At 69.8% G+C, this 14,644-nt stretch carries 12 protein-coding genes and 1 pseudogene; 11 read left to right on the forward strand and 2 right to left on the reverse strand.

The features are described from left to right. The 5 genes from ACUN0C_RS10195 to ACUN0C_RS10215 all read left to right on the forward strand — a co-directional run bounded on the left by ACUN0C_RS10195 (position 1) and on the right by ACUN0C_RS10215 (position 6,068). Positions 1 to 1,797, forward strand: a complete 1,797-nt coding sequence (locus ACUN0C_RS10195; RefSeq protein WP_445466244.1) for a hypothetical protein — start codon at positions 1 to 3, stop codon at positions 1,795 to 1,797. 57 nt (positions 1,798 to 1,854) lie between these two features. After that, positions 1,855 to 2,880 carry a porphobilinogen synthase gene (gene hemB / locus ACUN0C_RS10200; RefSeq protein ID WP_445466245.1) on the forward strand — a complete coding sequence of 342 codons (1,026 nt, stop codon included), beginning with the start codon at positions 1,855 to 1,857 and terminating at the stop codon, positions 2,878 to 2,880. A 64-nt stretch (positions 2,881 to 2,944) separates the two neighbouring features. Then, the gene (locus tag ACUN0C_RS10205; RefSeq protein ID WP_445466246.1) at positions 2,945 to 3,442 is read left to right on the forward strand and encodes an RDD family protein; all 498 of its coding nucleotides are present in this window, start codon (positions 2,945 to 2,947) and stop codon (positions 3,440 to 3,442) included. A 65-nt stretch (positions 3,443 to 3,507) separates the two neighbouring features. Beyond that, positions 3,508 to 5,310 carry an SLC13 family permease gene (locus ACUN0C_RS10210; protein ID WP_445466247.1) on the forward strand — a complete coding sequence of 601 codons (1,803 nt, stop codon included), beginning with the start codon at positions 3,508 to 3,510 and terminating at the stop codon, positions 5,308 to 5,310. An 11-nt stretch (positions 5,311 to 5,321) separates the two neighbouring features. Next, the gene (locus ACUN0C_RS10215) at positions 5,322 to 6,068 is read left to right on the forward strand and encodes an arginyltransferase (RefSeq protein WP_445466248.1); all 747 of its coding nucleotides are present in this window, start codon (positions 5,322 to 5,324) and stop codon (positions 6,066 to 6,068) included. A gap of 84 nt (positions 6,069 to 6,152) precedes the next feature. Here the strand turns inward: ACUN0C_RS10215 and parC are convergent, their stop codons facing one another. Continuing rightward, positions 6,153 to 8,423: a DNA topoisomerase IV subunit A gene (parC, locus tag ACUN0C_RS10220; RefSeq protein ID WP_445466249.1), complete on the reverse strand. Its 2,271-nt coding sequence runs from the start codon at positions 8,421 to 8,423 to the stop codon at positions 6,153 to 6,155. Positions 8,424 to 8,488: 65 nt separating this feature from the next. Between parC and ruvX the strand changes: the two genes are divergently transcribed. Both ruvX and ACUN0C_RS10230 read left to right on the forward strand, forming a co-directional pair. Then, positions 8,489 to 8,974: a Holliday junction resolvase RuvX gene (gene ruvX / locus ACUN0C_RS10225; RefSeq protein WP_445466250.1), complete on the forward strand. Its 486-nt coding sequence runs from the start codon at positions 8,489 to 8,491 to the stop codon at positions 8,972 to 8,974. Further along, positions 8,971 to 9,897 carry an AEC family transporter gene (locus ACUN0C_RS10230; RefSeq protein WP_445466251.1) on the forward strand — a complete coding sequence of 309 codons (927 nt, stop codon included), beginning with the start codon at positions 8,971 to 8,973 and terminating at the stop codon, positions 9,895 to 9,897. Before ruvX ends, ACUN0C_RS10230 begins: the two co-directional genes overlap by 4 nt. 1 nt (position 9,898) lies before the next feature. Here ACUN0C_RS10230 and ACUN0C_RS10235 read toward each other — a convergent pair whose 3' ends face one another. Further along, positions 9,899 to 11,542: an isovaleryl-CoA dehydrogenase gene (locus ACUN0C_RS10235; RefSeq protein ID WP_445466252.1), complete on the reverse strand. Its 1,644-nt coding sequence runs from the start codon at positions 11,540 to 11,542 to the stop codon at positions 9,899 to 9,901. Between the two features lie 85 nt (positions 11,543 to 11,627). Between ACUN0C_RS10235 and ACUN0C_RS10240 the strand changes: the two genes are divergently transcribed. The 4 genes and pseudogenes from ACUN0C_RS10240 to ACUN0C_RS10255 all read left to right on the forward strand — a co-directional run. After that, the gene (locus tag ACUN0C_RS10240) at positions 11,628 to 12,563 is read left to right on the forward strand and encodes an aspartate carbamoyltransferase catalytic subunit (RefSeq protein WP_445466253.1); all 936 of its coding nucleotides are present in this window, start codon (positions 11,628 to 11,630) and stop codon (positions 12,561 to 12,563) included. After that, positions 12,556 to 13,878 (forward strand): dihydroorotase, encoded by a 1,323-nt coding sequence (locus ACUN0C_RS10245; RefSeq protein WP_445466254.1) that lies wholly within the window; start codon positions 12,556 to 12,558, stop codon positions 13,876 to 13,878. Before ACUN0C_RS10240 ends, ACUN0C_RS10245 begins: the two co-directional genes overlap by 8 nt. After that, positions 13,871 to 14,482, forward strand: coding sequence for a glycerol-3-phosphate 1-O-acyltransferase PlsY (gene plsY, locus ACUN0C_RS10250; protein WP_445466255.1), 612 nt, complete (start codon positions 13,871 to 13,873; stop codon positions 14,480 to 14,482). The genes ACUN0C_RS10245 and plsY overlap by 8 nt, the downstream gene beginning before the upstream one ends. Then, positions 14,479 to 14,577 (forward strand): annotated as a pseudogene (locus ACUN0C_RS10255) (hypothetical protein); the annotation flags it as partial. The gene plsY and the pseudogene ACUN0C_RS10255, both read left to right, overlap by 4 nt. Positions 14,578 to 14,644 lie beyond the last annotated feature (67 nt).

The raw sequence follows: 14,644 nt of genomic DNA on the forward strand, positions 1-14,644 counted from the left end.
ATGCTCGTCTTCGGCGACCAGGTCCGCACCGGCGAGACGCGCGCGCGGATCGCCGCGCTGAGCGCGGCTCTCGCAGCCGTTGCTGCGGCCCGCCCCGGGATCGAGCGCCATTCCGCGCTCGCGTCAGCCTTCATCGATGCCAGCGAGGTTGCGCAGGCGATCGCCGATGCGGACTTCGCCGGTCGCGGCTGCGACGACCGCTCCGCGGGCCAGGATGCCGCCATGGCCCTGGTCCTGGCGCTCGCCCGCGCCCTCGGCCTGTCGTGGGACAGCGCCTTCCGCGCTCCCTTTGCCGTCCCGATGAAGGCGCTCGGCACCCTCGCGGCGACGCCCCTCCCCGATGCACTTGAATGGAAGGTGGCCGAAGGCTTTGCGTTCTACGCGGTCTATCCGGAGGCCTACTGGCGCGCCGCCGCGACGTGCGACGGAGACGTCAGCCGCGTCGTCGGGATCCGCAGCATCGGGCTTCCGCTCGCCGCGATGGTGGCCGCCCGCCTCGGTGCCGGCCCCCCTCTCACGGTTCGCCCGGTCGGCGACCCCTTCCGCCGCAGGCTGTCGCTTGCGGCGGACTATGCGGCCGACCTTGCGAATGGTGAAGCCGTGGCGATCGTCGACGAGGGCCCGGGCCTGTCCGGCAGCTCGTTCGGCGCGGTCGCCGGCCACCTCTGCGCCCGCGGCCTGCCCGAGCACCGCGTCCACTTCTTTCCGAGCCACCGCGGCGGGCCCGGGCCGGAGGCCGAACCCCGCTGGCGCGAGGCCTGGCTGCGGTCGCGCAGGCACGTCGTCGCGGCGGACGACCTCATCCTGCAGCCCGGCGACCCGGTGCGCCACCTGTCCGCGTGGTTCGAGGACCTGCTGGGGAAACCGATCGAACCGCTGCGCGACCTCTCGGGCGGCACATGGCGCGCGCTGCATTTCCGGTCGACGGCGGAATGGCCGCCGGCGGACCTGCACCAGGAACGGCGCAAGCTCCTGCTCCGAACCGAGACGGGCGATTATCTCCTGAAGTTCGTCGGGCTCGGCCGGGAAGGCATGCGCAAGGCCGAGCGCGCGAAGGCTTTGGCCGCCGCCGGCTTCGCCCCGGAGACGTTCGGCTATCGTTACGGCTTCACGGCAGAGCGATGGATGGGCGAGGCCGTCCCGCTCCGCCCGGGCCGCTTCGATCGTGAACGCCTCCTGGAAACCCTGGGTCGCTACATGGCCTTCCGGATCGGCAGGTTCCCGGCGACGCCCGACGATGGCGCCTGCCTCGAGACGCTCACCGCGATGGCGCGGCGCAACATATCGCTCGCACTCGGAGCCGCCGCGGCAGAGCGCTTGCCGTCGCGTCCGCCCGCCGCCCGTCTCGACGAGAAGATCGAGACGGACGGCCGGATGCACCCGTGGGAGTGGCTGGCGCTCCCGGACGGCCGAATCCTGAAGGCCGACGGGGTCGACCATCACGCCGCGCACGATCTCGTCGGCTGCCAGGATCCGGCGTGGGACGTGGCCGGCGCCACGATCGAGCTCGGCCTGACGGCACAGGAGCAGCGTACGCTTCTCGCTGCGATCGCGGAGCGGTCGGGCAGGTCCATCGACCCGCGCCTCATTGCCTTCCTCACCCCCTGCTATCTCGCCTTCCAGCTGGGGGCCGCGAAGCTGGCAGCCGACGCGCTCGCCGCGGCTTGCCCGGACGAGGCGGCGAGGCTGAGGGCCGAGCGAAGCCGCTATGCCGGGCTCCTGACGGCGTGTCTCGGCCCCGTCGGTTCGGCCGGCCCGCTGCTGGTCGCCGCCGCCGCCGCGAGCCCCAGCCTTTGATCGCAAGACGGCCTGGTGGTAGCCTGCCGGCAACCTCCAGGCGCTCCGGGCAGGATCATGACGGCGTTCTTCAAGACGGCTGACATCGACATCGACCGCATCACCGGCCGCCGCCGGATGCGTCGGAACCGCAAGGCCGATTGGACCCGTCGCCTCGTCCGGGAGGCGACGGTGACGGTGGACGACCTGATCTGGCCGATCTTCGTCATCGGAGGGGATCGGAGGAGCGAGCCGGTGGGCTCGATGCCCGGGGTGGAGCGCCTCTCGGTCGACCTCGCGGTCGCCGCGGCGGAGCGCGCAGCCAGGCTTGGCATCCCGGCGCTGGCGCTCTTTCCCTTCACCGACCCCGACCTGCGCGATCCGATGGGCTCGGAGGCGCTCAACGGCCAGAACCTCGTCTGCCGCGCCTGCCGTGCGATCAAGGCCGCAGTGCCGGAGATCGGCCTGATCACCGACGTCGCCCTCGATCCCTATACGAGCCACGGGCATGACGGGCTGATGGAGGGCAGCGAGATCGTGAACGATGCGAGCGTCGCGCAGCTCGTCCGGCAGGCTCTCGTCCAGGCCGAGGCCGGGGCCGACGTCATCGCACCCTCCGACATGATGGACGGGCGCGTCGGCGCGATCCGCGAGGCGCTCGACGGCGCCGGTTTCCGGCAGGTCCAGATCATGGCCTATTCGGCGAAGTACGCCTCCGCGTTCTACGGGCCGTTCCGCGATGCGATCGGCACCAGCGCGACGCTCCTCGGGGACAAGCGCACCTATCAGATGGATCCGGGCAACAGCGACGAGGCGCTGCGCGAGGCGGAACTCGACCTCGACGAGGGCGCCGACATGGTCATGGTGAAGCCCGGCATGCCCTATCTCGACGTGCTGCGAAGGGTGAAGGACCATTTCAGGGTGCCGACCTATGCCTACCAGGTGTCCGGCGAGTACGCGATGATCATGGCCGCGGCCCAGAACGGCTGGATCGACGGCGAGCGGGCGATGATGGAGAGCCTGCTCGCCTTCAAGCGCGCCGGCGCCGACGGCGTTCTCACCTATTTCGCGCCGATGGCGGCCGAGCGCCTGGCGCAGGCCTGAGCGACGTCAGGAAACGCCTCCCGGCGCCGTTGAAGAAGGTCAGCCGGGCCACCATTTCATGGCCATGGAAACGACCAGCACCCCCTTCCGGGCCGGACTCGACGACCGCACGGCCTACGATCCCCTGCTTCAGCCTGCGCTCTATGACGGGGTGCGGACGCGGCGGATGTTCGCCTTCCTGATCGATGCGTCGGTCATCCTGGCGCTGATGGTGCTGGCCTCGGTCGTCATCGTTGTGCTCGGCATCTTCACGCTGGGGCTCGGCTGGCTGCTCTTCCCGCTCGTCTGGCCGCTCGTCGCGATCCTCTACACGATGTTCACGCTGGGCGGGCCGGCTTCGGCGACGCCCGGCATGCGCTTCGTGGGCCTGGAGATGCGGACCTGGACGGGCGAGCGGATGTATTCCCTCCTCGCCCTGTTCCATGCCGTTCTTTTCTGGCTGAGCGTGACGATCCTCACGCCCTTCGTTCTGCTCGTGGCGCTCGTCACGCCGCGAAAGCGTCTCCTCCACGACATCGTGGCCGGAACGGTCGTCGTCAGGTCCGACCTCCTGCGCGGCTGAAGCTGCGGCACACCGTCGATTGTGGAGGCGTTGCCCCGCCGCTAGTCTCCGGGCCGGAGGGCGGCTTGGGGACGATCGACATCCAGATGTGGCTGACCTTCCTGGTGGTCGCCGGCGCGATCGTCGCGCTGTCGTTCGACCGGGTGCCGATCGAGCTTTCCGCGCTCGGAATTCTGATCGCGCTGATCCTCCTGTTCGTCGTGGGGCCGGATCTCGCCGGTACGGACTCCCCGCTTTCGCTCGCCGACCTGCTGGCCGGCTTCGCCAACCCGGCCCTCGTGGCCGTCCTGGCGCTGATCATCGTGGGGCAGGCGCTCTTCCAGACCGGCGCGCTCGACCGGCCGACCCGGCGCCTCGCGCGCATGCCGAAGCTCGGCCGGCGCACGATCGTCGTGCTTCTTCTGGCGGGGGCGATCGTTCTCTCTGCGTTCCTGAACAACACGCCCGTGGTGGTTATCCTCATCCCGGTCGTGGCGGCGCTCGCCAGGGAGCGGCGGATCGCCTCGCCCAAGCTGCTCATGCCGATGAACGCCGCAACGATTCTGGGCGGCAGCATGACCCTGATCGGATCGTCGACGAACCTCCTGGTGGCGCAGGTCGCGGAACGCTCGGGCGGCCTGCAACTCGGCTTCTTCTCGATCACCGGCCCTGGCATCGTGGTGGCCGGATTTGGCCTCCTCTATGTCGCATACGTGATGCCCCACCTCCTGGGCGACCGCGAAGCGGAGACCGACGGCCATATCAGCGGCAAGCATTTCCTGGCGGAGATCGTCATTCCGGAGGGGCACCCGCTCGTCGGCCGGCGCGCGGTGTCGGGGCTCTTTCCCGGCCTACACCATGTCGTCGTCCGCCTCGTTCGGCGCGCCGGCACGACCTACCTGCCCCCCTTCGAGAGCCTGGAACTCCAGGTCGGCGACCGGGTGGTGTTCGCCGGGATCAGGCGGGAACTGACGGAGCTCGGCCTCATCCTTCCGGGCCTGCGCGAAGAGGCTGCCGCAGACGGGCCGCAGCGCACGCTTTCGATCGCCGAGTGCCTGATCCCGCCGGGGTCGCGCCTCATCGGGCGGTCGCCCGCCAATGCCGGGTTCGACGGGCTGGAGGGGCTGAGCGTCGCAGCGGTCGAGCGGCGCGGCCGGATGAACAGGACCACGTTCTCCGAAATGCGCCTTGAGGGCGGGGACGTCCTGCTGATGGCCGGGCGCGAAGCCGCCTTCGAGAAGGTCCGCGGCAGCCGCGACCTCGTCGTGCTGGAGCGATCCATCAGGCCGTTGCCGGCCGGCGCGGAGGCGAAACGCGCCATCGTGATCTTCGCCCTGATGGTCCTGGCCGCGGCGACGGGCCTGATGTCGATCACGGTCGCCGCGTTGTCCGCGGCGCTCGCCATGATCGCGGCCGGCTGCCTCAACGTGCGCCAGGCCCGGCGCGCCTTCGACGGGCGCATCTTCATGCTGGTGGGCGCCTCGATCGGCATGGCGCTGGCGATGGAGCGGACCGGCGGCGCCGCCTACCTGGCGAACGGCCTCGTCGCATCGATGCATGGCGAAAGCCCGGCGCTCGTCCTGTCCGCGCTCTTCGCCCTCATTGCGCTCCTCACCAACGTGCTGTCGAACAACGCGGCGGCCGTCCTCTTCACGCCGATCGCGATCTCGACGGCCGTGCGGCTCGGCGCGCCGGTGGAGCCCTTCGTGGTCGCCGTCATATTCGCCGCCAACGCCTCCTTCGCCACGCCGATCGGATACCAGACGAACCTTCTCGTGATGGGACCGGGCGGCTACCGGTTCAGCGACTACCTTATGGCCGGGGGGCCGCTCGTGGTGCTCGTCTGGGCGGTATTCTCGGTATTGGCCCCTTGGTACTATGGGCTCTAGAATCCACTGCAATGACGAAGCCGCTCACTGACACGCACCAGTTCTTCCTGACCGCGCCGAGCGCCTGTCCCTATCTGCCGGGCCAGAAGGAGCGGAAGGTCTTCACGCACCTGGTCGGGCCGCAGGCGCCGCATCTCAACGAAATCCTCACCCAGGGTGGCTTCCGCCGCAGCCAGGCGATCGCCTACCGGCCGGCCTGCGAGCACTGTACGGCCTGCGTCTCGATCCGTGTCTGCGTCGATGCGTTCAGGCCGACCGAATCCATGCGCCGGGTCGGGCGGCGCAACCGCAATCTGGTCGGGCGGATGCGCACGCCGCAGGCGACGAGCGACCAGTACAGCCTGTTCCGGCGCTACCTGGACCGGCGTCATCCGGACGGCGGCATGGTGAACATGACGGTGCTCGACTATGCGCTGATGGTCGAGGACAGCCACGTCGAAACCTGCGTCATCGAATACCGGCGCCGCGGCCTCGACAGCGGCATCAGCGAACGCGGCGACGGCGAGTTGGTGGCCTGCGCACTCACGGACGTCCTCGGCGACGGCCTGTCGATGGTCTACTCGTTCTACGAGCCCGACGAGGAGCTGCGCTCCCTCGGCACCTTCATGATCCTCGACCACGTCGAGCGCGCCCGCAAGCTCGGCAAGCCGTACGTCTATCTCGGCTATTGGGTCGCCGGCTCGGACAAGATGGCCTACAAGGGCCGCTTCCGGCCGCAGGAGCGGCTCGGCCCGCAGGGCTGGGTGCGTTTCGACTGACCGGAACGGCCGGCAGCGGCAAGCCCGCGCCGCCACTGATCGCCTTCGTCTGGCCTCTCGCGCAGAACTGAAAATGCGGGCCGCTCAGAGCCCCGGGCTGCCGAAACGGTTCGACTTCGGGAAGCCCGGCGGCGCGAGGCGGCCGGACTGGGCGCGGTCGCCGGTCCAGTCCCGCAACTCCGCCAGCGTCCGCATGTGCATCCGGCCCGCGCCGTCGACCCAGGACAGTCCCGCGGCGCCGTCGAAGACGCGGAGGTCGACGATCTCCCCGTCCTTGAACCGGTGCAGCCGCACGCCCTTGCCGCGGCTCATCTCCATGACCTGGGCGAGCGGGAAGACCAGCATCTTGCGGTTGGTCCCGATCGAGGCGACATGATCGCCGACGGCGGGCACGCACAGCTTCGCCTCGTCCGGCGCGGCGACGTTCAGCACCTGCTTGCCCTTGCGCGTGTTCGCGGCCACGTCCGCCTCGGGCACGACGAAGCCGTAGCCAGCCGCAGAGGCGAGGAGCAGCTTGCGGTCCGGATCGTGGACGAAGGCGGTGACGATGTCCTGATCCTTGTCGATCTCGATCATGAGACGGACCGGCTCGCCCTGGCTGCGCCCGCCCGGGAGCTTGGAGGCGTCGAGCGTGAAGAAGCGGCCGCCGGTGGAGAAGAGCAGGATCCTGTCCGTCGTCTGCGCGTGCAGGGCCTTCTTGAGGCGGTCGCCCTCCTTGAAGGTGAGCCCGGCGAGGTCCTGCAAATGTCCCTTCAAGGTACGGATCCAGCCGCGTTCGGAGAGCACGACCGTGATCGGCTCGCGCTCGATCATCGCCTGCTGGATCTCGCCGAGATCGATCGTCGGCGCCTCGGCGAAGCCGGTCCGGCGCCTGCCGATCGGCGTGTCCGGGCCGAAGGCCTTGCGGACTTCCGCGATCTCGTAGCCGACGCATTTCCACTGACGCTCCTCGGAGCCGACGAGGTCCTCGAGATCGGCCTTTTCCTCCGTGAGACGGTCGTGCTCGCTGCGGATTTCGATCTCCTCCAGCCGCCGCAGCGCGCGCAGCCGCATGTTGAGGATCGCCTCGACCTGCACGTCGGTAAGCCCGAACCGGGCGATCATGAACGCCTTCGGATCGTCCTCCTCGCGGATGATGCGGATCACCTCGTCGAGGTTGAGATAGGCGACGAGATAGCCGCCGAGCACCTCGAGCCGGTGCGCGATCTTGCCGAGCCGGAAATGGGAGCGCCGGACCAGCACGGCCTTCCGATGGTCCAGCCACTCGCGCAGGACCTGCTTGAGCGGCATGACCAGCGGCACCTGGCCCTGCGAGAGCACGTTCATGTTGAGCGAGAAGCGCGCTTCCAGATCCGTCAGCCTGAACAGCGACTCCATCATCAGGGCTGGATCGACCGCCCGGCTCTTGGGCTCGACGACGACCCGGACGTCCTCCGCGCTCTCGTCGCGGATGTTGCCGACGAGCGGCAGCTTGCGTGCCTCGATCAGGTTGGCGATCTGCTCGATCAGCCGGCTCTTCTGAACCTGGTACGGGATTTCGGTGACGACCACCTCGTAGGCGCCGCGGCTCCCCTCCTCCTTTCGCCAGCGGGCGCGCACGCGGAAAGCGCCGCGGCCGCTCCGGTAGGCCTCGGCGATCTCCGCGCGCGACGAGATGATGATGCCGCCGGTCGGGAAGTCCGGTCCCGGCACCAGCTCGTTCAGCGTCGCGTCGCTGGCGTTCGGATGCTTGATGAGATGAAGCGCCGCGCTGCAGACCTCGGCCACGTTGTGCGGCGGGATGTTGGTCGCCATGCCGACGGCGATGCCGGACGAGCCGTTTGCGAGCAGGTTCGGGAAGGCACCCGGCAGGACAACCGGCTCCTGGCCCTCGCCGTCATAAGTGGCACGGAAGTCGACGGCGTCCTCGTCGATCCCCTCGAGCAGGAGGCCGGCGACGATCGTCATCCGCGCCTCGGTGTAGCGCATGGCGGCGGCGTTATCGCCGTCGATGTTGCCGAAATTGCCCTGGCCGTCGACGAGCGGATATCGGACGGCGAAATCTTGCGCGAGCCGGACCAGCGCATCGTAGATCGCCTGGTCGCCGTGCGGATGGAAGTTGCCCATCACCTCGCCTACCACCTTGGCCGACTTCTTGTAGCCGCCGCTCGGGTTGAGGCGCATCTCGCGCATGGCGTAGAGGATGCGGCGGTGGACCGGCTTCAGCCCGTCGCGGACGTCCGGCAGCGCGCGATTCATGATGGTGGAGAGCGCGTAGGCGAGATACCGCTCCTCCAGCGCCTCGCGCAGGTTGACCGGAACGATCTCGCCGTCGGGGCCCGGGCCGCCGCCCGGGAGATTCGGTTTCTGTCCCATGACGGGACGGTTTACGCGCGCCGAGCCGTCGGGACAAGGAAACCAGCGCGTGGTAGAGCGCGGCCATGGCGTCCCGCGGCCCCGACATTCCCATCGAAGCGCTTCACGAGGTCCTGAAGCCTGGCGAGCGCCTCATCGGCCTCGACCTCGGCACAAAGACCATCGGCCTCGCCCTCTCCGATCAGGGGCTCCGCATCGCGACGCCGTTCCACACCATCAGGCGCACGAAGTTCACGAAGGACGCCGAGGAGCTCCTCGCCATCTGCGCGAAGGAGAACGTCGGTGCGCTGGTGCTCGGGCTGCCGATCAACATGAACGGCACCGAAGGTCCGCGCGCGCAGGCGACCCGCGCCTTCGTGCGCAGCCTCGCCGGGAAGAGCTCCCTTCCCGTCGTGCTCTGGGACGAACGCCTCTCCACCGCCGCCGCCGAGCGCGCCATGATCGAGGCGGACCTGTCGCGCCGCAAGCGCGCGGAGCGCATCGATTCGGCCGCGGCGAGCTTCATCCTGCAAGGCGCGCTCGATCGCCTGGCACGGCTCCGCGCTCCATGACCGCGGCCCTTCAGGCCCTCCTCCCGATCCTGATCGTGACGGCCGTCGGATGGGCTCTCGCCCGGAGCGGGATGGTCGCGCCGGCGGGCTGGGTCGGTTTCGAGGCGATCGCCTACCAGGTGTTCTTCCCGAGCATCATCATCCTCAATCTGGCCGAGGCCGATTTCGGCGCGCTTCCGTTCGCCACCCTGGGGGCGGCGCTCGCCGCCTCGGTCCTCACCATGGCGGCCGTCTGCTTCGCGCTGAAGCGGTTCCTGTCCGCGCCGCTCCGGCTCGACGGCCCGCGCTTCACCTCCGTGCTGCAGGGAGCGACGCGCTGGAACAGCTTCATCGGCCTCGCAATGGCGGCGAGCCTCTACGGCGCGGAAGGCGTGGCGCTCACCGCCGTCGCGATCGTCGCGATGATTCCGCTCCTCAATTTCATCAACGTCCCCGCGCTGTCGGTCTACGCCGCGGGCGGGCCGATCTCCGTCCGCCGCGTCGCGCTCGATCTCGCGCTCAATCCCTTCATCTGGTCGTCCGCGGCGGGCGTTGCGATCAACCTCGTCGGGCTGGACCTGGGCGAGCCCGTAACGGCGGCGCTGCGCATGATGGGACAGGCCGCGCTCGCGGCCGGCATCCTCGCGGTGGGTGCGGGGCTCGACCTCTCCGCCCTCCGCCGCCCCGGACCTGCGCTCGCCACGGCGAGCCTCCTGCGGCTCGTCGGCATGCCGCTGCTCGCCGCCTTCTTCTGCGCCATGCTGGGGGTGACCGGCATCGCGCTGGGCGTCGCCATCGTCGCCACCGCGGTGCCGACGGCGAGCGGGGCCTACCTGCTCGCGCGGCGCATGGGCGGCGACGCCCGGCTGATGGCAGAGATCACCACGCTGCAGACGATCGCCAGCGCAGTCACGCTGCCGGTCGCGCTCGCGCTCCTCGCCTGAGTCAGGCGATGTCCGGCGCGACGTAGTCGATGAGCGCCCGGCTGTCGAAACGGCCATCGATCATGCCGTAGGTCGCCCGCCACGGCCGCCCGAGCCGGGTCTCGATGAAGGCGTCGGCGAAGGCCGGCGGGAAGTCGCGCCGGAGCACGCCCGCGGCGGCGGTGAGGGCGAGCTGCTCGGTGAGGATGCGGGCGGAGCCCTCGTCCTCGGTCGCGACCTGGGCGGCCGCCGACAGCACGCCGACCGCCGCCTTGGATCCCGGCCCCAGCTCGTCCGCGATGGTGCCGAGCACCATGTCGAGCGTCTGGTCGTCGCGGCGGATGGCGCGCAGCACGTCGAGCGCCATGACGTTGCCCGACCCTTCCCAGATGGCGTTGACCGGCGCCTCGCGGTAGAGGCGCGGAAGCGGGCCATCCTCGACGTAGCCGTTGCCGCCGAGGCATTCCATCGCCTCGGCCAGGAAGGCCGGCGCCGTCTTGCACACGAGATACTTGACTGCCGGCGTCATGAGGCGGGCGTAGGCCGCCTCGGCAGGCCGATCCGGCGCCATGTCGAAAGCCTCGCAGAGCCGCATCGAGAGCGCGAGCGCGGCGGCGAGGTCGAGCGCCATGTCGGACAGCACCCGGAGCATCAGCGGCTGGTCGACGAGCGCGCGGCCGAACACGGCCCTGTGACGGGCATGATGGACGGCTTCGGCAAAGCCGGCGCGCATCAGCCCCGCCGATGCCGTGGCGCAGTCGAGCCGCGTCAGCGTCACCATGTCGATGATCGTGGGTATTCCCCGGCCTTCGTCGCCGACCCGCCAGGCACGCGCGCCTGCGAACTCCACCTCCGCCGAAGCATTGGAGCGGTTGCCGAGCTTGTCCTTGAGCCGCTCGAGCCGGATCGCGTTCACGGTGCCGTCCGGCAGGATTCGGGGCATCAGGAAGCAGGTCAGTCCGCCGCGCGCCTGGGCCAGCACGAGGAAGGCGTCGGACATCGGCGCCGAGACGAACCACTTGTGGCCGGTGATGTTGTAGAGCCCGTCGCTGGAGCGTTCCGCCCGCGTCGTGTTCGCGCGGACGTCGGTGCCGCCCTGCTTCTCCGTCATCGCCATGCCGAGCGTGACGCCGCGCTTCTCGTCCGGCGGGCGGAACGACCGGTCGTAGGTCCGGGAGAGGACGCGCGGTGCCCAGACCGGAAAGAGCTCAGGCGCGTGCCGCAACGTCGCGAGAGCGGCGTTCGTCATGGTCATCGGGCAGATGTGCCCGCATTCCGTCTGCGCCGTCATGTAGAGGCGGGCGCCGCGGGCGCGATGGCGCAGGCCCGCTTCCGTGTCGCCCGTGTCCCAGGCCGAGGCATGCAGCCCGCTCGCGATCGAGCGCCGGAGCAGCGCGTGGTAGGCCGGGTGGTAGGTCACCTGGTCGAGGCGGTTGCCCCTGGCGTCGAAGCGCTGCAGATCCGGCTCGTGCCGGTTGGCGAGGCGGGCGAGGTCGCGCATCTCGTGCGTGCCCCAGGAGCCGCCGACCTCGTAGAGGTCGTGCCGCACCGCATCGGGAAAGCCCGCCGTCGCGCTGTTGATCAGGGGATCGGCGTCGAACAGGTTCACGCCGCCATAGATCGGCGACTGGTTGAAGACGCGGTGCGTCGCGGCGGTCTCGACCATCGAATCGCTTCCCTGTGCGCAAGACCCTAGCACGCACCGGTTCTCCTTGCTGCCAGGGGTGGGAGTGCCTATAGGCGACGCTTTGATGACCGTCTCATTCGCGCACAAGCATCTCCTCGGCATCGAGGGGCTCGCCCCGCAGGACATACTGTACCTGCTGGATCTCGCCGAATCGGCGGTCGACGTCAGCCGCCAGATCGAGAAGAAGAAGGCGACGCTGCGCGGGCGGACGCAGATCAACCTCTTCTTCGAAGCCTCGACCCGGACGCAGTCCTCGTTCGAGCTTGCCGGCAAGCGGCTCGGCGCCGACGTCATGAACATGTCGGTCGCCGCCTCCTCGGTGAAGAAGGGCGAGACGCTCATCGACACCGCGATGACGCTGAACGCCATGAGGCCCGACCTGCTGGTCGTCCGCCATCACGCGGCCGGGGCCGTGGCGCTGCTCGCCCAGAAGGTCGAGTGCGCCGTCATCAATGCCGGCGACGGGGCGCACGAGCATCCGACCCAGGCGCTGCTCGACGCTCTCACGATCCGGCGGCACAAGGGACGGCTCCAGGGGCTCACCGTTGCGATCTGCGGCGACGTCCTGCACTCGCGGGTGGCGCGCTCGAACATCCTGCTCCTTTCCGCGATGGGCGCGAAGCTTCGGGTGGTCGCGCCGTCCACCCTGCTGCCCCGCGCGATCGAACGCCTCGGCGTCACCCCCTTCACGACCATGAAGGAGGGTCTCCGCGACGCGGACGTGGTCATGATGCTGCGGCTCCAGCGCGAACGCATGCACGCCGCGTATGTGCCGAGCGTGCGCGAGTATTTCCGCTTCTTCGGCCTGGACCAGGAGAAGCTGTCTCATGCCCGCCCGGACGCCATCGTGATGCATCCCGGCCCGATGAACCGCGGCGTCGAGATCGACCCGATGATCGCAGACGGTGTCCACAGCGTCATCCGCGAACAGGTCGAGATGGGTGTCGCCGTCCGCATGGCGGTCCTCGAGGCCCTCAGCCGGAACCTGCCCAATGCCTGACGGCCGCCCCCTCGTCATCGAAGGCGCCCGGATCGTCGATCCCTCGCGCGGGCTCGACGCGATCGGCAGCGTGGTGATCCGCGACGGGCGCATCGCGGCGGCCGGCCCGGATGCCCTCAACCAGGGTGCTCCCGACGGCGCCAGCAGACTCGATGCGCGCGGCCGGACCGCCATTCCGGGCCTCGTCGACATGCGCGTCTTCGTCGGCGAGCCGGGCGGCGAGCACCGCGAGACGCTCGCAACCGCGAGCCGCGCCGCAGCGGCAGGCGGCGTCACCACGATCGTCACCATGCCGGACACGAGCCCGATCATCGACGACCCGGCACTCGTCGACTTCGTGCTGCGGCGCGCCCGTGACACCGCCAAGGTGAACGTCCATCCCATGGCCGCGCTCACCCGCGGCCTGATGGGCGAGGAGCTCTCGGAGTTCGGGCTCCTGCAGGAGGCCGGCGCCGTCGCCTTCACGCAGGGGCGCACATCGCTGCGCAACGCGCAGGTGATGCGCAACGCCCTCACCTATGCGCGCGATTTCGATGCGCTGATCGTCCATCACACCGAGGACCGGGATCTTGCCGCCGCCGGCGTGATGAACGAGGGCGAGACCGCGACGCGGCTCGGCCTGCCGGGTATCCCGCGGGAGGCCGAGGCGATCATGCTCGACCGGGACCTCAAGCTCGCACGGCTGACGGGCGCGCGCTATCACGCCGCCCAGCTCTCCTGCGGCCAGTCGCTGTGGTCGATCCGGCGCGCCAAGGAGGCGGGGCTCGCGGTGACCGCCGGCGCCGCGATCGCCCATCTCGCCCTCAACGAGAACGACATCGGCGCCTACCGCACTTTCTTCAAGATGTCGCCGCCGCTCCGCGGCGAGGACGACCGGCGCGCGCTCGTCGAAGGCCTCGCCGACGGAACGCTCGACGTAATCTGCTCCGCGCACGATCCGCAGGACGTCGAAGGCAAGCGCCAGCCCTTTGCCGAGGCGGCGGACGGCGCGATCGGGCTCGAAACCCTCTTCGCGGTCGGCCTGCGGCTGGTGCATGATGGCGACGTGACGCTCACGAGGCTGGTCGACACCATGAGCACCCGTCCCGCCGCCCTCCTGAAGCTCGATGCGGGGACGCTCGCACCGGGGGCCCCGGCGGACCTCGTGCTCGTGGATCTCGATCGGCCCTGGGTCGTGAGCGAGCAGGCGCTTCGCTCCAAGGCTCGCAACACGGCCTTCGAGGGCGCGCGGCTGACCGGGAAGGTGATGCGGACCCTCGTCGGCGGCCGGACCGTGTTCCAGCACGATGACGGCGTGGACAAGCCGCATGGCTGAGTGGTCGGGACCCGTTGCGGGGTGGTCTGCGATCGTCGCGGCGCTCGTCTTCGGCTATCTCCTCGGCTCGATCCCCTTCGGCGTGATCCTCACCCGCCTTGCCGGCCTCGGCGACGTGCGCCGGATCGGATCGGGCAACATCGGCGCGACCAACGTGCTGCGCACGGGGCGGAAGGGGCTGGCGGCGCTGACGCTCCTCGGCGACGGCCTCAAGGGCACCGCCGCGGTCCTGATCGCGGCCTCCTGGGGACCGCCCGCGGCAGCGGCCGCGGGCCTCGGCGCCTTTCTCGGCCATTGCTTTCCAATCTGGCTCGGCTTCAAGGGCGGAAAGGGTGTGGCGACCTATCTCGGCATCCTGCTCGGGCTGCACTGGCCGACCATGATCGCCACCGCTTTGGTCTGGCTCGCCACGGCCGCGGTGACCCGCTACTCCTCGCTTTCGGCGCTCGTCGCGAGCGCGCTCGCACCGGTGATCCTCTTCCTGTTCGGCGAAATCCGGTATGCCGAGCTGGCGGCGCTCCTCGCCGCCATCCTCTGGGTGCGGCACCGCGCCAACATCGCCCGGCTGATGAGCGGCCGCGAAAGCCGGATCGGGCGGCCGTGAGGCCCGGCGGCGCAGCGGCAGGCGGCGTTCGTCTCACCGATGCGCAGCGCCTCGCCTGGCTCCGCCTCATCCGGAGCGAGAATGTCGGACCGGCCGGCCTTATGTATCAAAAGCACCAACTGGAAAGTAGCCCGTAGGGCCGCGATCCCCGACAATCCGGGG

This window comes from Faunimonas sp. B44, from assembly GCF_052655945.1.

Coding starts and splice junctions, on each gene's coding strand:
- ACUN0C_RS10235 (WP_445466252.1), bottom strand. CDS start 11,542: ATGGTCGAGACCGCCGCGACGCACCGCGTCTTCAACCAGTCGCCGATC.
- ACUN0C_RS10245 (WP_445466254.1), top strand. CDS start 12,556: ATGCCTGACGGCCGCCCCCTCGTCATCGAAGGCGCCCGGATCGTCGAT.
- hemB (WP_445466245.1), top strand. CDS start 1,855: ATGACGGCGTTCTTCAAGACGGCTGACATCGACATCGACCGCATCACC.
- ACUN0C_RS10240 (WP_445466253.1), top strand. CDS start 11,628: ATGACCGTCTCATTCGCGCACAAGCATCTCCTCGGCATCGAGGGGCTC.
- ACUN0C_RS10230 (WP_445466251.1), top strand. CDS start 8,971: ATGACCGCGGCCCTTCAGGCCCTCCTCCCGATCCTGATCGTGACGGCC.
- ACUN0C_RS10215 (WP_445466248.1), top strand. CDS start 5,322: ATGACGAAGCCGCTCACTGACACGCACCAGTTCTTCCTGACCGCGCCG.
- ruvX (WP_445466250.1), top strand. CDS start 8,489: ATGGCGTCCCGCGGCCCCGACATTCCCATCGAAGCGCTTCACGAGGTC.
- plsY (WP_445466255.1), top strand. CDS start 13,871: ATGGCTGAGTGGTCGGGACCCGTTGCGGGGTGGTCTGCGATCGTCGCG.
- parC (WP_445466249.1), bottom strand. CDS start 8,423: ATGGGACAGAAACCGAATCTCCCGGGCGGCGGCCCGGGCCCCGACGGC.
- ACUN0C_RS10205 (WP_445466246.1), top strand. CDS start 2,945: ATGGAAACGACCAGCACCCCCTTCCGGGCCGGACTCGACGACCGCACG.
- ACUN0C_RS10195 (WP_445466244.1), top strand. CDS start 1: ATGCTCGTCTTCGGCGACCAGGTCCGCACCGGCGAGACGCGCGCGCGG.